This is a genomic window from Bacteroides faecis, assembly GCF_020091505.1.
Taxonomy (GTDB): domain Bacteria; phylum Bacteroidota; class Bacteroidia; order Bacteroidales; family Bacteroidaceae; genus Bacteroides; species Bacteroides faecis.
In genome coordinates this window covers 4,080,692-4,103,964 of sequence record NZ_CP081916.1, presented here as the reverse complement: position 1 = coordinate 4,103,964, position 23,273 = coordinate 4,080,692, and the positions used below count along the sequence as shown (strand labels likewise).

Below are 23,273 nucleotides of genomic sequence, written 5' to 3'. Positions count from 1 at the left end.
TATTTTGTTTGAACCTGTTTATTTATTCTTATCGTTGTCGGGTTGCTCGTTTCGCTCAAGGCCCCGATAAATTACGGGCAGCGGAGCTAAGGGACGACCACCACGCGGAACCCGACGAGGTAGGCGGCGTCGCTGGGATAGCCTTTGAAGCGAAACGCAGAGCGGCAGTCGCAGTCTTTGGGGTCATAGCCCCAGTCGCCGCCGCGAAGCACGCGGGAAATGCCTGCGGCAGGCCCCGTAGGGTCGGTATCGGAAGAGTCGTTGTAATCGCCATACCAATCCGAGCACCACTCCCTCACATTGCCGTGCATATTGTACAACCCCCACGGATTAGGCAGCTTGGTACCTACCTCCTTAGTTCCGCGAGGATCATTGTTTTCTGTATACCACATATAGTCCCCGTCTGCCGTATCGCCATAGCTGTAAGCCGTAGTCGTACCCGCACGGCACGCATACTCCCATTGTGCCTCGGTCGGAAGGCTGTAACCGTAATAATCCGCATAAGCCTTCGCCCCGTACCAGGTAACGTAAATCACGGGATGATTCTCGTAACCGGAAACCGGTGACCAGGTTCCATCGGAACTGTTGCGAGTTATTCCCCATTTTGACATACTGTTGCAATCCCGAACCAAAGGCTCGCCGGTGCTTCCCGTGAGGTAAGCGGCATCCTTAAAAGGGTAGGCCACACCGTATTCCAAGACTCCTTCTGCATGCTTCGCATTCAGAAAAGCGGCATACTGAGCGTTCGTTACCTGATATTTGCTCATGTAAAAATCCTTACTCAAAGTTACCCAGTGCTGCTTTTCGTCCGAATCACGCCCGGGCTCGTCCTCCGGGCTGCCCATCAGGAAAGTCCCCGCCGGAATCCTCACGAAGTCCTTCAACTCCACCGCCGTACCCGTGCCGTGGTCGTTGGTCTGCCAATCGGCGATGATGGGCGTACCGGCGTCGATGCCCGTTTTCCGGATCGTTAGCGGGTAGATGTAATTTTTTCCGGATTCGAAGGTAACGCTCGGGACGCTCCACTTGTAGATGTCCGATCCAATCTTGAATTCTACCGTCACCTCGCCGTCAGTGTAAGTGGCAGGCGGGATGAGGGCGTCGTAGGTGGCAAAGCAGCCTTCGGCAGGGGTATCCCACGTGCGGGGGATGATGTTGCCTATTGTCGGATTATTGTTATCGACTCCTGTATAGCCGGTTTCGACATTTACGAGAGCTTTAACGTTTATATCCTTGATGGTGACCGTCATATCGGCAGGGTCGAAAGTGCCCACGCTGCCGTCTGCCTTGCATTGTATGGTCAGCTTGGCGAGGCAGTGGCGGAAGGTGAAGGCGACGGCGGCTTTTTCGGCCTTGCTGTAGCCCGCACCGCCCTTGTCGGCTTTCGCCCAGAGTATGTCGTTCTCGGCTTGACGCTCGGCGGTCTGCTCACTCAGGTTAATATGGATACCCCCAGTGAATTGGAGACCTGTTACGTAGGAACAGGCAATAAAGTCCACCCGGGCGTTGTCCTGCGGGTAAAAGATTACGTCGTCGGGCGTGGCGGGAGAGAAGCTGACGTTAGCACCGGCAGCGGTGGTGACGTATTGGCGGTTTTCTGCTCCATCGACGATATTCCGGGTGCTGTGATCGACCATGAAGATGCCCACGGCTTCGCCCTTTACCCAGCTATTACCGCCGGTGGTCGCAGTACGGGTTTGCGGCATAGTTGCCACAGAGGGTGCGGGCGTTGCCTCGCCTATTCCCGCCGTGAAATTCACGGCTGTGCCGCTGCCGTCGTCCGCCGCAAAACCATCGTCCTCTGAGCAGCCGCCCGAAAGGAGCAGCCCCGCCAGCAGCGCACCGCCCGAAAGCGTCCGCGCCACGTATCTGAAATTTTTTAGTGTACTCATTTTTTCATTATTTATTATTTATATTATTCGTCTGCCGAAAAGACAGCGCGGATTTTCCTGAAAATCTGACCGGCATAGCCGATATCGTTATTTGTCTCACCTGCCTTATACGTCGCGCTCGTCCCTCGCGCAGCTTTGACGGCAGGCTCGTTTCGCTCAAGGCCGGATGAACTAAGGGACGACCACCACGCGGAACCCGACGCTGTAGAAGGCGCCGTCGGGTCCGGCGGAGTAGCGATAGGCAGAGCGGCAGTACCGGGCGTTATTGCCCCAGTAGCCGCCGCGAAGCACGCGGGCGCGGCCCGAGACAGCGCCGGTAGGGTCGGTGTCCGGACCGCTACCGTAATCCCCCAACCAGTCGCTACACCACTCATTCACATTGCCGTGCATATCATACAAGCCCCAAGGATTAGGCTTTTTATTCCCCACGGGACTGGGGCCATCGATACCTGTAGAAGTGACAGTATACCATGCATATCCACCAAGCAGTGATTCGTTGTCGCCAAATGAATAAGCTGTTGTCGTGCCGGCACGGCAGGCATATTCCCACTGGGCCTCCGTTGGCAAGCTACCGCCAATCCAATCCGCATAAGCCTTGGCACCGAACCACGTGACATAGATCATCGGCTGGTCGCCGGAGGCTTCCCATTGGTTGGTTTCCGTATTGTATCGGGGCGTCTAGCCCCATTGGTTCACAGTGAACAAATTTTGCTCTCCATAACCCGAAACGTTATGTCTGGCCAAATTATCTATCGTTACTCCTGCTACTCCCACGGCATTCAGAAAAGCAGCATACTGCGCCCGAGTGACCTGATATTTGCCCATATAGAAATCTTTGGCCAGTGTTACAGAATGTACAGGCTTTTCATTGCTATTACCTGCATCATCTCCCATCAGGAAAGTACCAGCTTTAATGCGTACACGATGAATATATACGGGCAGTTTCTGTGTAAACGTTTCCGCCTTCCCACCTGTCATGGTAATATTATCGGTAAGCGCGGAACTCCTCAATAGCAGGTCGCCGTTAGCGATCTGGAAGATATTTGCATTCTCAGACAACGACTGCGCCGGAACAACAGCTCGGAAAGTAAAGCTGCTGCGGTAATTAGCGTCCGTCGGCTGCTCCACGCGGTACATCTTTATAGCCGTGGCGTTGTTATCGCTTCCGGCAAGCGTTACCCCGCTACCCGGCGTGGCATTATCGACCGCGCCGAGGTTAAGTCCGGCTTTGGCTTTTACGTCCCGCAGGGTTACGATAACCTCTTCGTTCGGGTCTATCGCCCCGAGTTGGCTGTCGAGTGATACTTGCACCATTGCCAACGGATGAGAGAACGAGAGGGAAACGGTTTCGCCCTTGCCGTAACCGGCGCTGCCGTTCGTTGCCTTTGCCGTCAGCAGGTCGCTGGCGGAGTAATCTGCCGCCGCTCGCTGGTCGGTCTTCACGCTGAAAGCGATCGCGGCGGGGTTGAGCGTGCCGTCGCCCTGATAGGGATAGTAGGCGTAGAAGTCGATCCGGCTGCCGTCCGCGGGCCAGTAGGCGGAACCGCTCCATGTGCCAGTGGCATTGTTGTAAGTCAGCTTTATGTTGTTGAGTACATTGCCCGAGGGCGTTTCCGACAAAGTTTCGCTCTTCCGGCAAGCGAATATCCCGATGGCGTCACCGTCGTCCCATGTGCTTTTAAACTGGCTGTCGGTGGTGACCCGTGTCTGTGGTAGGTTTGCTCCCGCCGTTGCCGCCGGAGTGGCGAAACCGATCTCGAAGCGGATGTCTCCGCCGGGTGATTCGTTGGTGCCGGGATAATCCCCGGTGTCGTTGTCCTTGCTGCACGCCGTGAGCAGCAAAGCCGGAACCGCTGCCGTGAGCAGCCATCGTGTGATTGAGTATCTGTTCTTCATATTCTGTGATTTTTAATTTGTTTCAATGATTAATCAGCGGTTACAGGACCACCCGTTACCTGCTTCCAGTCGGTTATCGTCGCGGAGAATCCTGCGCCCGTAGGCGTTTCCGCCACCGTTCCGCCCAGTGCAAGGGGCTTTGTCTTGTCAGTATTGAACGTGGCGAGCATCGTCGTGAGGTCGCTGGTGAGCGTCACGGGCTGCGGGCTGTTGCCGCTGAAACGGATTTGCGCCGTCAGCCGCTGCGCCGTACCTGCCACGCCCAGGAGGCGCATCGTTGCCGACCATTTACCGGCATCCGCCCCGGAGGTGATCTTCGTGAACGTCAGTGCCACATTCGACGGAGTGCCGTATGTGCCGTTATCCATGTCGAGCGTGGCGGCGGCTCCCGAAAAGTAACCTTCAACGCCTTCTATCCGGTCGGTTGTGCCGCCCGTCGGTTCGATGACAAGCGTAAGCTGCCTCACCTGCTGCTGCATGGCGGCGGTCAGTTCGTACTCGGTGTCCTTTTCGATTACCGCATCCATAGCGCACGTGAACAGCCAGCCGGGAGAGGCAGCCACGAACGCGCCCACGCCGTCCCAATTGCCGGAAGCAGCGGCAACGGTAGCGGTTGTGCCGCTTATCGAAACCTGCTCCGGCGTGTTATAGATATAGAAACGGTATGTGCCCGGTTCGAACAGGTGGTCTATGCGGTTTGTCGTGCCGTCGAGCGTGGTCGAGTAGTCGGCTGCCTGCACCGTGTAGGATGCAGGGATGTCAATGTCCGTGCCCCGCCGCGACCAGTCGGCGGTAAGGGTTACCGTGCCGTGGTCGGGATGCGGTGTGTTGTAGATCGGGTCTTTCACGTCGCAACTTACTGCCAGCAGTAGCGCGCACCCAAAGAATGGGATAATTGCTTTTGTTCTCATATCGATCGTTTTTTATTTGTTCTGTTTGGTTCCTACTATTGTCCACAAAAAGCTAATTCCGATCTGAGTGGGTCCCCAAAAGTTTTTGGCCTTATTTTTATCTTGAAAAACACGCACTCTGTCGATCATTCCATAACTATCATATTCCGAATGTGTATATCCCAGACCAATATTGAAATCGATCGAGAAATGATGGGAAAGGTGAAGTTGATAACCGACTGTAGCACCCCCACCCCACAGTTTGCCCTGATAGCCGGTATCCTTCGAGAAGAGGCTTCCCACGGGATACTTATATATATTGTATTCCCCGTAGCTGCCCGATGCGCCCACATAAAATCGTTTATCACGTAGCAGATACCAACGCACTTCCGGGTTCAGGAACCAGACCTTCTGTATCTTATCGCTGTTGCTTCCCCACCAGCCAAAGCTACCGTCTAACTTGATACCCATGTCGCGGTTCACCCGCCACTCCACACCGAGTGTAGGCAGCAGTATGGCATCATACAACATGTTCGTCCGCACAGCGAAGTAGTAAGGTTTTGAAGGCAGTATTCCATCAGGGGTAACTGCGTTTGTCGGTGAGGAGACAATCGCATCCGGCACTCCCCGGGGGAGTTGCGCGAAAGAATTTCCGGTTGCGGCAATACCCCAGACAAGGAGAGCCAACAGAATTTTTTGTAAATGTTTCATAGGTTCATATATTAGTTGTGTGTTAAATAAAATAAGTTATATCAATTCGCGGCGTGTGTGTCATGGGGTCAGTCATGCGTTCACCGGTCTCTTTGTTCTCGATGGTAGCTCTCACGGCTTCCGACAATTCCGCTTTGAGCACCTTTTCCATCATTTCTTTTTCTACACGTATCCGTTCCAGTTCCTTTACCAGACTATCTTGCTCACGGATACTTTTCGCCATATAATAATTGCATTTCTTTTCTATCTTCCGGCAATGCAGGAAGACGGATGTCACAATTACCAGCGAGCAAAAGGCAATTCCTAGAGAGATAAAGTTGATGTAATCATTCATGGGGCTCTGCTTTTTTTCTTGTTGCAAATTAGGTTAAATGCGGTCGAAAAAGTATTGCATTTTGTCCCTACTTTGTGGTGTTTTGTCATTTTCTGCTGTTTTACGGGCTTTCGGACATAGAAAAGAAGACTGCCTGACAGACTTCCTTTTAACCAGTTACCCCCTGTTACAATCATCTGTAGCAGGGGGTAACTTCATTTTTTAGGGCTTATCGGACAATCTTTCCGGTTCCGGTATGCTATTTCTTATTTTTTGGGGGATGAATTAGCCATTTTCCGGTATTCTGCCGGACTGATACCGTATTGTTTTCGGAACAAGCGGTAGAAAGTGCTCGGTATATTGAACCCGCAACTGAAAGCTACCGCTTCAATCGTAAATTCGGGATGGCTGTCGAGCATCCTGCGTGCTTCTTCTATTTTCAGGAAGCGCGTATATTCCATCGGTGACTTTCCTGTGACGGCTTTGACCGCTTCGGTCAGCGTATTTCTGTTAGTGCCGAGGGCGGATATTATATCGTCCCGGTTCATATCGGCATTAGACAAGTTTTCACCCGAAAGTAGATACTCCTGCAACCGCATAACCAGACTCTTTTGTTCGCTGCTAGGGGAAAGCGTATCCGTAGCTTTGGCAGTTTCAACTGCGTTCGCCAGCCGGTCCTGTTCTTTTATTCGTTCGTATAATTTATGGTTTTTGAGAGCAATAATCCGATTGTAATAGAAAGTAGCCGTGAGGAGCAGTGCCAGTACCAGGCAAATGCCAAGGGTAAAAAGGAAGTAATGGAGATTGCGTTCTTTCTCGGCGATATGTTTCTCCACTTCATATTGGGTGCGCAGTTCATCGAACCGGGCGTTTATCTCTACATCTTTTATAGTATCATTGGCGGCAATGATTGTATCGAACAGCGTGAATGCCTCGTCGAAACGCCCCATCCGGGTAAGTATCTCCATCTTTATCTTCCGTACGGCATTGAGGTCAAATTCTGATTCCTGCACTTCGACCGCTGCGCTGTCTATAGCGGCAAGTGCCTTGCGGTAATCTCCGCGTGACTGTAAAATCAGCGCCTTTGCCCGTGCCAATTCATATCTTGAGATATTGTTATTGACAATACCTTTCAACTTGGCGAGGTATTCTCCAGCTTTGTCATAGTCTTTGGTATCTATATAGGTATTCATCAATGCCACATAAAGATTTCCCCACGCTTCAGGCTGGGTTCTTCCGGCTGCTTTCTCAAACCGGGCGATGGCTTTTTCATATTCGGGCACGAGTTGTAATAGTTTGTCATATTGCCCTTGTGCCCGAAGTGAGCTACACAGGAATGCGTAAGCTTGTGTCAGGATATTGTCGTATCCCGAAACTTCCCATAATAAGCGGATGCATTCTCTGAAACAATCTTCTTCCTCTTTCCATCTATCCTGAACATTATAGGTGATAGCAGTGGCATAAAGTGCTGTTGCCATTCCCGCCTTATCCTTCCGTGCTTTGGCACGGTCGAACATTAGTTTTGCTTCTTCCGCCGCTTTTTTATAATCTCCTTTCAAGTTATAGGCAGTGATAAGTTGCATGTGTATCTGGTAATAGAGTTTCCATTGTTCATGCAGGATATAGAAATCAAGATAACCGGGTGCTTTTTGAATGATCTTGTCGTATTCATTCCTATTTATATGAGAGATGATGGTGTTTCCATACACCATCCCTTGCATTTTTACGTTTCCCTGTCTGATGGCCTCGGCTTCCGTCTGCCCGAACAGGGTCAGCAGTGTATCCATTTTCCGGTCATCGGCTATTTCAGACATATATAAATAGTATAGTCTGTTGTACGACCTCAGTTTGTCAGTTCCGTCGGATTGTTCGATAGCCCGGCGCAAAGAGTCTTTTTGCTGTTGGATGGTGTTTTGGGCTGAAACAGGCAGGGTAAAACAGAATTGGATTCCCCATAAAATCGCTATCAGATAAGATTTATACTTCATTGTTGTTGTGTGTTTACGTAAATTCTTGGCCTATAGTGCTCAAAAGTACAAAAAAATAGTATTGGACTATACAGATATTCCTCTAATTATTCGTGCATATACAAATGATTATGTAATTTTGTGACTGGAAATATGATAAATATCCACTGAAAATACTCAAAAACGGGGTTTAAAAAAGAAAAAGTACATAAAAAAAGCAGCTACACTATTTGTAACTGCTTGAATTTCAGTGGAGCGGTAAGCGAGACTCGAACTCGTGACCCTTAGCTTGGGAAGCTAATGCTCTACCAACTGAGCTACTACCGCATTACATATATCTTTCACAAAATGCCTTATGGAATGATGATGCAAAGGTAAACATAATTTTTATATCTCAAATAAAATTCCTCAAATTTTAGTAGAAGAAAAACTATATTAAAATCATTCATGAATTTCTGTTAGAGGCGAAAAATGAACGAATATGAGAAATCGTATATTCGGTTGTCATACAATTTAGAATATACAGACGGAACCAAGATGATTCGATAAAATCAGCAGGATTTCCGGTTAGGTATATTGCGAAATTAGGTATATTGGGACTATTTTCTGTTAATATATATAGTTCTTGTCTGTTTATGTTGTCAATAAGATGGCTAGATATTAATTGGTCAATTCAAATTGAAAGGATGGAAGTTTGTAGATATTAGTGGCATCTAGAACAAATCGGCTGTTTCACCTCCCGTTTTCAAGTTTCTTTTAAGGGAATAAGACGTTCCTCACCGACCAACATCTTGTTGGTTTAAAACCAAGGAAGTGCTCCTTTAAAACGAAATAGCTTAAATTACGTCCTTTTTCTGTATAGCCAGATAGTATATATACAAAAGTATATTGAATTTCTGCATATTATTGCATTATTTTATGCATTATTCCTGTTGTTTGATGAAATATGTACGAATCTGTTTTTGAATAAATATTAAAAATAGAACATGCCCCAAGATATGTTCTCTATTTGCCGGAGTGAACAAACCCATCCTCTCATCTGTTAGAAAGTCTCAATTTTAGATTTAACCTAACCAGCATGAAAAAAAATAAGATACTTTTTGTATTATGGGCTTTGTGTTTCTCCGTCATTCAGACAAATGCACAGACACCATTAAGTTTCGAAGAATCGTTGCATCTGCTCAATCAGGGAAATCAGAGTTTGAAGATAGCTGATAAAGGCATAGAGATTGCCAAAGCAGAACGTGACAAACTTAATGCTTTCTGGTATCCCACTTTGCAATCTACAGGTGCATTTGTACACATGTCCGAGAAGATTGAAGTGAAGCAGCCTTTGTCTCAGTTTACTGATCCGGCGAAGGACTTCGTTCATTCTATTATTCCGGATGATCAGATGATTTCGGCTATCCTGGATAAAATAGGAGCTAATACGCTTGTTTTTCCATTAACTCCGAGAAACTTGACAACTGTTGATTTGTCAGCAGAATGGGTACTCTTTTCCGGAGGAAAAAGATTTCGGGCAACAAATATTGGTCGGACAATGGTAGACTTGGCACGGGAGAATCGTGCACAGACTGCTGCCAATCAGCAAAACTTGTTGGCAGAAAGCTATTATGGTCTGCGATTGGCGCAACAGGTAGTAGCTGTACGTGAGGAAACCTATAGAGGTTTGCAAAAACATTATGAAAACGCACTGAAACTGGAAGCTGCCGGAATGATAGACAAGGCAGGACGGTTGTTTGCCCAAGTAAATATGGATGAAGCAAAACGGTCATTGGAAGCTGCACGAAAAGAAGAAACAGTGGTGCAGAGTGCCCTTAAGGCCTTGTTAAATAAAAAAGATACGGATGAGAACATCGTTCCTACCTCTCCCCTTTTCATGAATGATTCGTTGCCACCAAAAATGCTTTTTGATATGTCGGTGAACAGTGGAAACTATATGCTCAATCAGTTACAGTTGCAAGAGCATATTGCCAAACAGGAAGTGCGAATTGCCCAAAGTGGATACTTGCCGAATATAGCCCTTTTTGGAAAACAAACCCTCTATTCGCATGGTATCCAAAGCAATTTGCTACCGCGTACGATGGTAGGAATCGGTTTTACATGGAATCTTTTTGACGGATTGGACCGGGAGAAGAAAATCCGGCAATCAAAGCTAACTCAACAAACGCTGACTTTGGGAAAAATGAAAGCGCGTGATGATCTGGCTGTCGGAGTGGATAAGCTCTATACACAATTGGAGAAAGCTCAGGATAATGTGAAAGCGCTGAATGCGACCATCGAACTGAGTGAAGAACTGGTACGTATCCGAAAGAAATCTTTTACAGAAGGAATGGCGACCTCCACTGAAGTTATTGATGCTGAAACGATGCTTGCCACTGTGAAGGTAGCTCGTCTGGCAGCCTATTATGAATATGATGTGGCATTGATGAATCTTCTTTCACTCTGTGGCACACCGGAACAATTTGTAAACTATCAACCTAAACCGTAACGAACAATGAAACCAACTAGTAGAACCCTCTCTTGGGCATTTGTCATTATTATGCTGGCAGTCGGTATTTTTACTGCTGCAGGAGTAATATTGATGCACAAACAACCGCTCGTCCTGCAAGGGCAGACAGAAGCGACAGAAATCCGTATTAGCGGGAAACTTCCCGGACGTATTGATACCTTTTTAGTGCAGGAAGGTGACTGGGTGCGTCAGGGAGATACTCTCGTAGTGATCAATAGCCCCGAAATACATGCCAAGTATCAGCAAGTGAATGCATTGGAACAGGTAGCCGTACAGCAGAATAAGAAAATAGATGCTGGTACCCGCCGCCAGATTGTAGCTACCGCACTGCAATTATGGAACAAAACTAAAAGCGACCTGGCACTTGCCCAAACCACTTATAACCGTATCCTTACCTTATATAAAGATAGTGTGGTCACTTCCCAACGGAAAGATGAAGTGGAAGCTATGTATAAAGCAGCCGTTGCAGCCGAACGTGCAGCTTATGAGCAATATCAGATGGCAGTTGACGGTGCACAAAAAGAAGATAAAGAATCAGCAGCCAGTATGGTGAATGCTGCGAGAAGTACGGTTGATGAAGTCTCGGCACTATTGGTCGATGCCCGGTTGACAGCACCGGAAAACGGTCAGATAGCTACCATCTTCCCCAAACGCGGAGAATTAGTTGCACCGGGAACACCGATTATGAATCTGGTTATTATGGATGATATTCATGTAGTACTCAATGTACGTGAAGACTTGATGCCACAGTTTAAGATGGACGGGACCTTTGTTGCAGATGTACCTGCAATCGGTAAAAAAGGTCTTGAGTTTAAAATCTATTATATCAGCCCATTAGGAAGCTTTGCTACCTGGAAATCAACAAAACAGACCGGAAGTTATGACTTACGCACCTTCGAGATTCACGCCCGTCCTACGCAAAAAGTAGATGATTTGCGTCCCGGTATGTCTGTATTACTGACGCTAAATGAATGATAGAATGAGTTCATCACAAACATATTCTCCTTTTCATGCCGTGCTGCTCAGAGAGTGGCGGCGGATGACTTCACGACGGCTTTATTTCGGCGTGTGTATCATTTTGCCGTTATTTACCCTTTTTTTCATGGCAACCATCTTTGGTAACGGACAGATGGAAAATATTCCTGTCGGCATTGTCGATCAGGATAACACTGCTTCTTCGCGGGCAATCGTCCGAAACATATCTGCTGTGCCTACATTTAAAGTGACAAAGCACTTTGTAAATGAAGAAGCTGCCCGGAAGGCCGTGCAGAGAAAGGAAATTTATGGTTATCTCTCTATCCCTCCCAGATTCGAGCAGGATGCCATATCGGGAAAGAATGCGACTCTCTCCTATTATTATCATTATGCGTTGCTTTCGGTCGGTGGCGAATTGATGGCTGCTTTCGAAACCTCGCTGGCTCCTGTGTCGCTATCTCCCATTGTGATGAAAGCCGTTGCTCTTGGAGTGGACCAGAACCAGATTACTACATTCCTGTTGCCGGTACAAGCTAGCAACCACCCTATATATAATCCGAGTCTGGATTATTCGGTTTACCTAAGCCAGCCATTTTTTTTCGTTTTGTTCCAAATCTTGATTTTGCTGACTACTGTATATGCAGTGGGCATTGAAATTAAATTTCGTACAGCCGACGAATGGTTATCTGTCGCCAAAGGAAATATGGTGACAGCTGTTTTAGGGAAACTACTTCCTTATACGATTATTTATATCCTGATAGGGTGGCTGGCAAATTATGTCATGTTCGGTATTCTGCATATTCCGTTTCAAGGGAGTTGGGGATTGATGAGTATGCTGACAGCACTCTTTGTCGTGGCAACGCAGGCACTGGGATTATTCCTGTTTTCGCTATTTCCGGCTATCTCTCTGATCATAAGTATTGTTTCCATGGTCGGTTCGCTGGGAGCTACTTTATCCGGTGTTACTTTTCCGGTTCCTAATATGTATCCTTTGGTACGAGATGCTTCTTATCTTTTTCCTGTCCGGCATTTTACGGAAATAATACAAAACATACTCTACGGAGGTAGTGGTTTCATTCATCTTTGGCCATCGGCTGTGATACTATGTATCTTTCCGTTGCTGGCTTTTGCGCTACTTCCCCATTTGAAACGAGCCATAGAAAGTCATAAATATGAAAAAATTAAGTAAGTTACAACAGTTATCCTTCATCATCCGGCGTGAATATCTGGCTATCAGTACCAGCTATGCTGTTTTATTGGTACTGATGGGGGGAATCTTCGTGTACGGATTACTATATAATTATATGTATGCTCCCAATATCGTGACAGATGTTCCGGTTGCTGTAGTCGATAATTCCCATAGTGAGTTGAGCCGTAATTTTATCCGCTGGCTGGATGCTACCCCGCAAACGGAGATTTATGCTCAGGCTATGGATTATCATGAAGCGAAAGAATGGATGAGAAAAGGGAAAGTACAAGGTATTTTGTATCTTCCGCATGATTTTGAGGAACGGGTTTTTCGTGGAGATGAAGCTGTTTTTTCTTTGTATGCCACGACCGATGCTTTCCTGTATTTTGAAGCCTTGCAGGGGGCTTCTTCGCGCGTAATGCTAGCTGTCAATGATAAATATCGTTCGGACGGAGCGGTTTTTCTACCTCCTCAGGGATTATTGGCGGTAGCTATGGCACAACCGGTGAATGTGGAAGGAACTGCACTCTATAATTATACGGAAGGATATGGGTCTTATCTGATTCCGGCTGTTATGGTAATTATCATTTTTCAGACATTGTTGATGGTTATTGGTATGGTGACCGGAGAAGAGTATATGACCAGAGGGATTCTTGCCTATACTCCTTTCGGAAAAAGTTGGGCAGTTGCGATACGTATTGTGGCAGGGAAAACGTTTGTGTATTGTAGTCTGTATGCTGTTTTTTCCTTTTTCCTGTTAGGGTTGCTTCCTCATTTCTTTAGCATTCCCAATATTGGAAACGGATTGTATATTGTATTGATGATGATCCCTTACTTGCTGGCGACTTCTTTTCTGGGGCTGGCAGCCTCCCGATATTTCACTGATTCGGAAGCACCATTGCTTATGATTGCCTTTTTCTCGGTAGGACTGATTTTTCTTTCCGGTGTTTCCTATCCGATGGAGCTGATGCCTTGGTACTGGAAAGCTGCCCATTATATTTTTCCGGCAGCACCTGCCACACTTGCCTTTGTGCAACTGAACTCAATGGGGGCAAATATGGCGGATATCCGACCTGAATACATTACTTTATGGATTCAGGTGATTGTTTATTTCCTGCTAAGCATCTGGGTTTATAAAAGGAAACTCGGTTGACAGCTATACTTTTAGTTGCAGATTCTAAACAATTATTTCTCAAAACTATAATATTTCAGCCAACAAATAATTAACTATGGAAATAAAGTGAATTTTGTTGAACATTTTACTTGATTATCTCGTCCTTTTTTATTTATTTTGTTAACTATTATTTGGAGGTGGTCTATAGCACTACTTTAAATACAAATATCTATATGAGGAATATTATATTATTTTTATTTTTACTGCCGTTGATGGCGTATGGACAGACATACAAATATATTGGAGTAGAGGATGGTTTGAGTAATCGGAGAATATACAATATCCAGAAAGATCGTCAGGGATATATGTGGTTTCTCACTAGCGAAGGTATGGACCGATATAATGGTCATGATATAAGGCACTATAAATTAATTGAGGCAAACAGAGAATTAAATTCGGAGGTAAATCTCGGATGGTTGTATGCAGATAAAAAAGGTGGAATATGGGTAGTTGGGAAAAAAGGACGTATCTTCCGGTATGAAGAGAAATATGATCATTTCAAAATGGTTTATAAATTGCCGGAAGCCACAGACGTTATCAATTATGGCTATATGGATCATAACAGTACTATCTGGTTATGTAGTAAAGATTCTATTTTGTTGTATAATACGGAAACTACCCAAACGACACAGTTTCCCAATGTATTGGATGATGACATCACAGTAGTGGAACAAACAGATGATACTCATTTCTTTATAGCAACAGAAATGGGAGTCCGATACACCCAGCTTGATAAAGGAACTCTGCATATTATTCCTTTAGAAACACTTGATAATGTCTATACACAAATCAACGGGCTCTATTTCCACCGACAACTTCAAAGACTTTTTATTGGTACTTTTAGTGACGGTACCTTTGCTTATGATATGTCTACTCAAAAGATTATAAAATCAGATACAGCTTTGGGTGATGTGAGTATCACTCATATCCGACCGTTGAATCCAAAGGAATTATTGGTTGCGACAGAAGGAATGGGGGTACATAAAATTGATGTAAATACTTGTAAAACGTCTCCATATATTGTAGCCAACTACGAAAGCTATAATGAAATGAACGGAAATAACATCACGGATATTTATATTGATGAAGAAAAACGAATCTGGCTTGCTAATTATCCGGCAGGGGTTACGGTAGTCGATCCTCGTTATAAGAATTATCATTGGATAAAACATTCTATCGGTAATAAGCAGTCTATCGTCAACGATCAGGTGCATGCAGTCATTGAGGACAGTGAAGGTGATTTATGGTTTGGTACCAGTAATGGAATAAGTTTCTATAATTCCCGAACCGGTCAGTGGCATTCTTTTTTAAGTTCTTTCGACAAGCAGTTGAAAGATAAGAACCATATTTTCATTACTTTATGCGAAGTTTCTCCGGGCATTATCTGGGCAGGAGGCTTTACGTCCGGGATCTATAAGATTAACAAGAAGGCACTGTCTGTAGAGTACTTCTCTCCTTTTCTGTTAAGTTCTGCCAACATACGTCCGGACAAATACATCCGGGATATGATCAAAGATTCAAAAGGATATATATGGTCGGGAGGATATTATAATCTTAAATGTATCGATCCGATAAAGAATTCTGTTCGTCTGTATCCCGGAGTGAGCACTGTTACCGCTATTGAGGAAAAAGATACTCATTTTATTTGGGTAGGTACAGCTACGGGGCTTTTTCTGCTCGACCGGAATTCCGGTGAGTATGAGTATATATTAATGCCTGTGGAATCGACTTATATCAACACGCTTTATCAGGCGAATGACGGATTACTGTATATTGGAACAAACGGTTCGGGAGTACTTATATATAACCCGAAGAACAGAACTTTCGAACATTATTTTGCAGAAAATTCGGCACTTGTTTCAAATAGCATCTATACCATTCTGCCGGAAATGGACGGACAGATAATGATGAGTACGGAAAACGGAATCACCAGTTTTTCTGTGGAGAAGAGATCATTCCATAACTGGAGTCGGGAGCAGGGAATGATGTCTGCCTGTTTCAATGCAACTTCCGGTGTGTTGCGAAAAAACAAGAGTTTTGTTTTTGGAAGTGTTGATGGTGCTGTGGAATTTCCCGCAGGTATAAAGTTACCGGATTATGAGTATTCAAAAATGATATTCAGCGATTTTCATATTTCTTATCAGCCTATTTATCCCGGAGATAAAGATTCCCCTTTGGAAAAGGATATTGATAAGACAGACGTACTGACTTTAAAATATGGTCAGAATACTTTCTCATTTCGTGTTTCTTCCATCAATTATGATTTTCCTTCTCATTCCATATATTATTGGAGACTGGAGGGTTCTTCCTATAATGAATGGGTGCAGTTGAATGACAATAGTCTGATCCGTTTCACTAATTTGAGTCCCGGTAAATATAAACTTTATGTGCGCGCCATATCTAAAGAAGAACCTAGTATTGTTTTCGAAGAACGCCAGCTTGAAGTAATAGTGGCGCATCCTTTGTGGTTGAGCGGATGGGCTATATTTGCTTATATACTTTTGATTGTGTTTATATTCAGTATTGCCTTCCGGGTAATGATTCTGAAAAAGCAGAAAAAGATATCAGATGAAAAGACGCATTTCTTTATAAATACTGCCCATGATATCCGTACTCCGCTTACTTTAATAAAGGCTCCTCTGGAAGAATTTGTTGAAGAAGAGACATTGACAGAGATCGGTTCACAGCGTATAAATACAGCCTTGAGAAATGTAAACGCTCTTTTACGGTTGAGTACTAATTTAATCAACTTCGAACGGGCGGATGTCTATTCTTCCGAGCTACATATCTCTGAATATGAGCTTAATACGTATATGAATGAAATCTATAAAAGTTTTCGTTCGTATGCCAATATCAAGCATATTGATTTTACTTACAAGAGTGACTTTAATTATCTGAATGTATGGTTTGATAAAGATAAGATGGACTCCATCTTAAAGAATCTGATATCCAATGCGTTGAAATATACTCCTGAGAATGGAACGGTCAGTGTATATGTTTCTGAGACTAAAGATTCTTGGAAGCTGGAGGTCAGAGATACCGGCATCGGTATTCCGTCGAATGAACAGAGCAAATTATTCAAGATGCACTTCCGGGGTACGAATGCTATTAATGCAAAGATAACCGGTAGTGGAATCGGATTAAAGTTGGTGGGGAAATTAGTTCACCTCCATAGTGGCAAGATAAATATTGAGAGTGTCGAACAGCAGGGTACTACTATTACTGTTGTCTTCCCGAAGGGGAATAAACATTTCCATCATTCGAATCTGATAGAACCGGAGAAACCCCGCAGACAGGAAGCTGAATTGGATGCTCCGGTGATTTCCGAAACGCCTGTCATGGCAAACGACGAAGATCTGCAGCGTATTCTTATTGTCGAGGATAATGATGAATTACGTGCTTATCTGGTCAATTCACTATCGCCTATGTACAACGTACAGGCTTGCAGCAATGGTAAGGAAGCGTTGGTCATTGTAAAAGAATACCAGCCGGAGTTGATTCTTTCTGATATTATGATGCCGGAAATGCGGGGGGATGAATTGTGTACCACTATCAAGAATGATATTGAAACATCACATATTCCTGTTTTGTTACTCACAGCTTTGGGAGAAGAACAGAATGTTCTCGATGGTCTTCATATTGGTGCCGATGAATATATTGTAAAACCATTCAGTGTGAGAATCTTAAAAGCCAGTATTGCTAATTTATTGGCGAACCGGGCATTATTGCGTAGCAAATATGCTAATCTTGAAATTGATATAGAAGAAAAAACACCGTTGGCAAAATGTACAAATAGTCTCGACTGGCAATTTTTGTCGGATGTGAAGAAAAGCATCGAAGACAATATTGATAACCCCGCCTTTTCCGTTGATGTGCTTAAGGATTTGCACAATATGAGTCGTACCCGTTTCTATAACAAACTGAAAGCGCTAACAGGACTTCCTCCTCAGGAGTTTATTAAGAATATCCGTTTGAAGCGTGCTACGCAGTTATTGAAAGAAGGCGTGCATAATATTACTGAAATCTCAGAAATGTGCGGTTTCTCAGAAAGTAAATATTTCCGGCAAGTATTCAAGAAAGAATATAAGATGAGTCCGAGCCAATATGCCAAGGTAAATGGTGTTTCTTCCAGTATCATTGAAGATGATGCATCTCAGGAAGATTCGGAATGTTAGCTGCATATCAAGCATTTAATGAACAGATAACCTCCGAATACTTGCAGGCACATTCCGGGAATTCCAATACGGAAATCCTGAATGGCACTGTAGAAGCTTCCTATATAGATCCATTCTCCCACTGTTCCTGTTATCTGATAAAAATTAAAAGTTCAAATTAATACCACCCATAAATGTTGTTTTGGGCATAGGATAACCTGCATTTATCTCGTAACGTTGCACCAACAGATTTTCACCTTTCACGAAGATGTCGGCAAAACGACAGATTCGGTAACTTCCCCGCAGATTCCACAGAACAAAACTATCCTGTTGCTCAACACCTTTATTATTAATGATGACAGATGTATAAAGTCCCTTTATATATTGTATACTGGTTGATACGGTCCAATGTCCTTTGACATAATCTGCACCTGCATATAATTTATGTTCCGGAGCGGCAAGAACCGGATTTTCCATATGCAGCCAACTGTAGTTGGCATTCACGTTCCAGTGGGAGCTTAACCGATATCCGATGTTTGCTTCAACACCCCAATTCTCTATTTCTCCGGAATTGACATTTAGTGGAGGTGTCAGGCCATTGCTCATAATTACGTTATCACCATTGATATAGTACAGGTTCATTCCATAGAATAACGCTCCTTCCAATAATCGTTGAGAATAGGAAAGTTCATAGTTCACCAGTTTTTCCGGTTTCAGTTCCGGGTTTGCAGGAGCAAACATATACATTTCCCGGATAGTCGGATTGCGATATCCTTTGCTTACCATTGCTTTCAGTTCCGCATTCTCCGGAAGATGAAAGGCCAGCCCTCCTTGGGGTATCCATTCCGTACCTACATGTGAATGATGGTCTACACGAATGCCCGCATCCAGCGACAGCCAGCTATTTATATCCTGACGGAAGTCAACGTATCCCGCAAACTCGTCCATTTGCTTGTCTACGCCCGGTTTCCGTTCTCCGGTAGCAACTACCTTGTTCCATGATTCGCCACCGAAGTGCTGATAGTCAAAGCCTGCTGTCAGGCGATTGCCTGTGAAGAAAGTTGCACTCTGATACCAAGAGATGCCGAACATTTTATCTTTAGAATTGAAGTGCGATGCCTGTGGTTGTTCTCCTGTCTTATATCCATCGTTTATCTTATGTCGTCCCCAATTATAGAAAAAGCTTAAGGCACCTGCCGTTTTTTCGTAATTGTTCTCCAACGCAAATGAAGTCATACCACGAGTGATACGTGAGTCATTGTCGATAAGCGGAACTTGTACCGTCCCCGGATTGGAAGCATTGAAATGAGTTACATTCACATCCCCCCCCACAGTTTCCAGGAGTTGCTGAAGTCATAGCCTAACTTGGCATATCCTCCATATTGTTCGAACTCCATATCGGGACGATGACCGTCGGTACGGTTGTAAGAGCCGGTAACGATGCTGCTGAAGCGTTCTTTTTTTACTCGGTTGGAAAACTCTGTTTGTAACGTATTGTATGATTCATACCCAACTTGCATATTTGTGTTCACTCCCTCTTGCTGTTGTTTGCGAGTGACGATATTAATGACTCCGCCCATCGCATTCGAACCATAAAGTACCGAGGCAGGTCCTCGTAATATTTCCACCTTCTCTGTCATCATAGATTGATAGGCGTCCGCTATCGGATGTCCCATCAATCCCATATATTGAGGATGCCCGTCAATCAGGACCAATAAACCTGCCGTCGGGCTACCGCCGATACCACGCAGGCTCATACCACCTGCCGCACCTGTAGATACACCATATCCCATGATACCGCGGCTGGTAGTAAAGAATCCGGGGACTTGCTCTGTCAATAATGGCAAAAGTGAAGGTTCATATCTTTTCTCTATTTGTTGTCTGCCAACTACTGAAATGGTCATCGGAAGGTGACGTATATCTGTCTCATTACGTGTTCCGGTGACTACGACTTCATCAATGATATAGTTTCTTCTGAGTTGTGTAGTGTCTTTTCCGCTCTGAGCCATTCCGGAAGTAGATAGCAGGCTACTAAACAAAAACAGACATGTTGCAATTCTTTTCATATTCTATTCCGTATTTTTATTTCTTCTGTTATTTCCTGCCACTTCTTATTCTTTTGAGAAAGTTATGAATCAAAGGTAATATAGCTTCTGCAGATTTTTCTTCACTGCACATTGTTTCTACCGGACACCAGCCTGTATGGTCCCGATTCCAGATAAAAGGTACTTCCTGTATGAAACTGACCTTTATATCTGAATCCTGAAACAGTTCCAAAGCCTTTGAACTGATTATATCTGTATGGAGTTCCTTTATGCCACCCAAAATCATCAGGGCGGCAGCTCCCTTTCCTACCACTTTATCAGCAATCAACGCTCCTTTCAGGAAATCCGGTTCCTGTGTCAGCAAATCATACAAATCAGCCACTCCACGTTGAGTAAAAGTGCGTATGATATCTCCGTTGGCAATCGCGCAGGAATATCCTCCCGAGTGTAATAAGTCTATTAATTCTTCTATCATAAAGTTCCTTGTTTCAGTTGTTCTACAAATTGATCTATCCGATGCAGTTCTTTGGGTATATCGATATTTTGCGGACAATGCGGTACACATTGATTGCATCCGATACAATGACTTGCCTGCCGGAGTTTAGGTACACTACGGTCATATCCGATGAGGAAGGCACGACGGGCTTTGACATAATTCTCATCCTGCCTGTTTTTAGGCACATTACCTTCGTTGACACAACGGTTATAATGTAACAGTGTTGCCGGGATATCCAGTCCATACGGGCATGGCATGCAATATTTGCAGTCATTACAGGGAATAGTGGGGTATTTCAGCATTAACTGCGCCGTATCTTCCAGAAAATCCATTTCTTCATCAGTAAGCGGTTCCAACGGAGAATAGGTACGGAGATTATCTTGCAGATGTTCCATATAAGTCATACCGCTTAATACAGTCAGTATATCGGGGAACGACCCGGCAAAACGAAAGGCCCATGAAGCTACGCTACTTTCAGGTCTCCGTTGTTTGAGTCGTGCTACCAGGTTGTCATTCAACTTAGATAAGCGGCCTCCCAAAAGCGGCTCCATGATAATAGACGGGATACCTCTTTTGTGTAACTCTCCGTACAGATATTCGGCATCGGTATTTCGGGCATTTGTTTCTTTCGCATGCTTCCAGTCTACATAATTAAGCTGTATCTGCACAAAGTCCCATTTTATTTCATCATGCCGGGAAAGCAGATAATCATATACTTCAATATCACCATGATAGGAGAAGCCAAGATTCCGGATACGACCAGCCTCTCGCTCTTTGATCAGAAAGTCAAGCATTCCGTTGTCCAGATACCGCCCTTTGAGAGCATCCATTCCACCCATGCCGATGCCGTGAAGCAGCATATAGTCAATGTAGTCAACCTGAAGGTCTGCAAATGATTTATGATACATTTTAAGTGAAGCTTCACGCGACCATGTATCCGGAGAGAAATTGGACAGTTTGGTAGCTATGAAGTATTTGTCGCGTGGGTGACGGCTTAATGCAATGCCCGTTGATTTCTCCGAAAAACCTTGCACATATGCCGGAGATGTATCGAAGTAATTTACTCCGTGAGCGATAGCATAATCTATCAGTCCGTTCACGGCATCCTGGTCGATGACTTCACCATTACCATCGGGAGACGGTTTGAGTGGCCATCGCATACAGCCGTATCCTAAAAGTGAAACACGGTCGCCTGTAGTTGGAGAGGTGCGATATGTCATTTTATCGGTGGGTACCTCTCCTTCCGCTGTAACACTACTTGAAGAAGACGTTTTTCGGGGAGAACATCCGTATAATATGGCTGTTGATGTAGCCGCGCTGATACCCGCGATTTTTATGAAATCTCTTCTGTTTATGTCTTTTTTATTTTTTTCTTCCATAATCTTGTTCTGATTTAGATTATACAATTCTGTGCATCTGGTGCCCGGTCACATAAATGGCGCTGAAAGGCCGGGACGGACAAAGATTCTCACAAGCTCCGCAACCGATACACCGTTCGACGTTTACTACCGGAATTTTCAATGAATCCTCATTATCAGGATCGGAAGCTACCATTTGGATAGCCCCAACCGGACAATGACGGGCACAGTTGCCGCACTCCATTCCATCTGTCAGCGGTATACAGTTTTCTTTAATCCATACTGCATGTCCGATCTGAATAGCGGATTTTTCAGCGAGGCTGGTCAGATGGATAGCATCCGTAGGACATACTTCCGCACATTTTGCACATTCCGGACGGCAATAACCACGTTCGTAGGACATTTCCGGCTGCATTAAAGTAGCCAGATTACCGGAGGGCCGCAATACCTGATTGGGGCAGACGGAAACACATAACTGACATGCAGTACAATGCTGGGTAAAATTACGTGCATTCAATGAACCTGGAGGATAAATCGGATTTTCCCGATTGGGAATCTTCTTGTCTTCGATGGCTGCCAGACCTCCGTCTACTTTCTTTTCCTGTGCTTTCAGTACGGCAGTAGTCGCAACGACAGCAGATGCGGAAAGGAAACTACGGCGGGCATTGTTCACTTGTTCTGCGGTGACTGATTTAACCTGAACTGTTTCTGTTGTAGCCGATTCTTTTTTCGGAATTCGTCTTGTGTATCTGATAGCCCCTTGTTTGCATTTCCCTAAACAATCCATGCAAGCTACACAACGGCTATAATCAATTTCGTGAGCTTTTGTATTGATGCAGGATGCTTTACAATTACGTGCACACAGCCCGCAACCGTTACATTTAGACGTATCAATTACGGGTTTGAAGATTGAATATCGTGAGATAAATCCCAATATTGTGCCGACAGGACAAATCGTATTACAATAAGTACGTCCGTTCCGCCATGCCAGGATAAAAAGAACGACGAGAGTAATGATGGCAATGATCAGTGTTGAAAGACTTTTCATCCACACATCCACTTCGTAGAAAGCATAACTTTCTGCCCGTTCGGCAAAATATGCCATAAGATTATTACCCCATTGCCAGAATGGTGCCAACAGGCTGGAAGCCATACGCCCATAAGCACTATAAGGAGCCAATAGGATTACAAAAGTGTTCCATCCGGCAACTAAGGCAATGACAAACACGGTCAGCACTCCATATCGAAGCCATCTTAAAGCCGGAGAATAACGAAAACGATTCTTTTTCCGTTTGCCGGAAATCCACGAAACCGCATCTTGAAATACTCCTAACGGGCAAATGACCGAGCAGTAAATACGCCCGAACAATAACGTAAGTACAATAAGGAGTAGTACAACACCTATATTCAAGGCTAATACTGCCGGCAGAAACTGAATTTTCGCCAGCCATCCGAACCATGTGTGAAGCGTTCCCGTAAAATCAAGGAACAGTAAGGTAATAAGTGCAAAACACACGATTGCGGCTGTAAGTCTGATAGTACGCAGCATAAATTTATTAAATTATCAATTTATAGTAGTTATATCCCAATATTATTTTCAATATCCGAATCGAATTTTAGTCTTTTTATCGATGCAAATTTAAGCAGAGTGATTTGTTATCACACTATATAAATTACAGAAAGTTATACCAATATTACAGA

The 23,273-nt window shown here is 44.7% G+C and carries 13 protein-coding genes, 1 tRNA gene and 3 pseudogenes; 5 read left to right on the top strand and 12 right to left on the bottom strand.

Annotated features, from left to right (window positions below):
- Nucleotides 1-86: 86 nt before the first annotated feature.
- The 7 genes and pseudogenes from K6V30_RS15970 to K6V30_RS15940 form a co-directional block, all read right to left on the bottom strand.
- A complete protein-coding gene (locus K6V30_RS15970) occupies nt 87-1,892 on the bottom strand; it encodes an SUMF1/EgtB/PvdO family nonheme iron enzyme (RefSeq protein ID WP_055268890.1) in 1,806 nt (601 codons plus the stop codon).
- 171 nt (nt 1,893-2,063) lie between these two features.
- Nucleotides 2,064-3,788: pseudogene (locus K6V30_RS15965) on the bottom strand (SUMF1/EgtB/PvdO family nonheme iron enzyme).
- Between the two features lie 29 nt (nt 3,789-3,817).
- On the bottom strand, nt 3,818-4,699 hold the full coding sequence (locus tag K6V30_RS15960; protein ID WP_055268893.1) for a FimB/Mfa2 family fimbrial subunit: 882 nt from the start codon (nt 4,697-4,699) through the stop codon (nt 3,818-3,820).
- A 12-nt stretch (nt 4,700-4,711) separates the two neighbouring features.
- Nucleotides 4,712-5,389, bottom strand: a complete 678-nt coding sequence (locus K6V30_RS15955; protein ID WP_010537978.1) for a DUF3575 domain-containing protein — start codon at nt 5,387-5,389, stop codon at nt 4,712-4,714.
- A gap of 22 nt (nt 5,390-5,411) precedes the next feature.
- The gene (locus K6V30_RS15950) at nt 5,412-5,723 is read right to left on the bottom strand and encodes a hypothetical protein (RefSeq protein WP_055268894.1); all 312 of its coding nucleotides are present in this window, start codon (nt 5,721-5,723) and stop codon (nt 5,412-5,414) included.
- Nucleotides 5,724-5,968: 245 nt separating this feature from the next.
- Nucleotides 5,969-7,690, bottom strand: a complete 1,722-nt coding sequence (locus tag K6V30_RS15945; RefSeq protein WP_055268896.1) for a helix-turn-helix domain-containing protein — start codon at nt 7,688-7,690, stop codon at nt 5,969-5,971.
- A 230-nt stretch (nt 7,691-7,920) separates the two neighbouring features.
- Nucleotides 7,921-7,996, bottom strand: a tRNA-Gly gene (locus tag K6V30_RS15940).
- Between the two features lie 751 nt (nt 7,997-8,747).
- Here K6V30_RS15940 and K6V30_RS15935 point away from each other — a divergent pair.
- From K6V30_RS15935 to K6V30_RS15915, 5 genes are all read left to right on the top strand, one after another.
- A complete protein-coding gene (locus K6V30_RS15935) occupies nt 8,748-10,160 on the top strand; it encodes a TolC family protein (protein WP_010537975.1) in 1,413 nt (470 codons plus the stop codon).
- Nucleotides 10,161-10,166: 6 nt separating this feature from the next.
- A complete protein-coding gene (locus tag K6V30_RS15930; RefSeq protein ID WP_022300956.1) occupies nt 10,167-11,156 on the top strand; it encodes an HlyD family secretion protein in 990 nt (329 codons plus the stop codon).
- Between the two features lie 4 nt (nt 11,157-11,160).
- Nucleotides 11,161-12,345: an ABC transporter permease gene (locus K6V30_RS15925; RefSeq protein WP_010537973.1), complete on the top strand. Its 1,185-nt coding sequence runs from the start codon at nt 11,161-11,163 to the stop codon at nt 12,343-12,345.
- On the top strand, nt 12,329-13,498 hold the full coding sequence (locus K6V30_RS15920) for an ABC transporter permease (protein WP_022300955.1): 1,170 nt from the start codon (nt 12,329-12,331) through the stop codon (nt 13,496-13,498). The genes K6V30_RS15925 and K6V30_RS15920 overlap by 17 nt, the downstream gene beginning before the upstream one ends.
- Nucleotides 13,499-13,692: 194 nt before the next feature.
- A complete protein-coding gene (locus K6V30_RS15915) occupies nt 13,693-17,694 on the top strand; it encodes a hybrid sensor histidine kinase/response regulator transcription factor (protein ID WP_010537971.1) in 4,002 nt (1,333 codons plus the stop codon).
- On the opposite strand, the pseudogene K6V30_RS15910 reads toward K6V30_RS15915, so the two are convergent.
- The 5 genes and pseudogenes from K6V30_RS15910 to K6V30_RS15890 all read right to left on the bottom strand — a co-directional run.
- Nucleotides 17,691-17,834, bottom strand: a pseudogene (locus K6V30_RS15910) (ECF transporter S component); the annotation flags it as partial. The gene K6V30_RS15915 and the pseudogene K6V30_RS15910 overlap by 4 nt on opposite strands.
- A 4-nt stretch (nt 17,835-17,838) precedes the next feature.
- Nucleotides 17,839-19,739, bottom strand: a pseudogene (locus K6V30_RS15905) (TonB-dependent receptor plug domain-containing protein).
- Nucleotides 19,740-19,767: 28 nt separating this feature from the next.
- Complete coding sequence (locus K6V30_RS15900) at nt 19,768-20,190, bottom strand: DUF1893 domain-containing protein (RefSeq protein WP_055268913.1); 423 nt, start codon at nt 20,188-20,190, stop codon at nt 19,768-19,770.
- Nucleotides 20,190-21,593, bottom strand: a complete 1,404-nt coding sequence (locus tag K6V30_RS15895) for an aldo/keto reductase (protein WP_022300952.1) — start codon at nt 21,591-21,593, stop codon at nt 20,190-20,192. The genes K6V30_RS15900 and K6V30_RS15895 overlap by 1 nt, the downstream gene beginning before the upstream one ends.
- Nucleotides 21,594-21,612: 19 nt before the next feature.
- Complete coding sequence (locus K6V30_RS15890; protein ID WP_022300951.1) at nt 21,613-23,121, bottom strand: 4Fe-4S binding protein; 1,509 nt, start codon at nt 23,119-23,121, stop codon at nt 21,613-21,615.
- Nucleotides 23,122-23,273 lie beyond the last annotated feature (152 nt).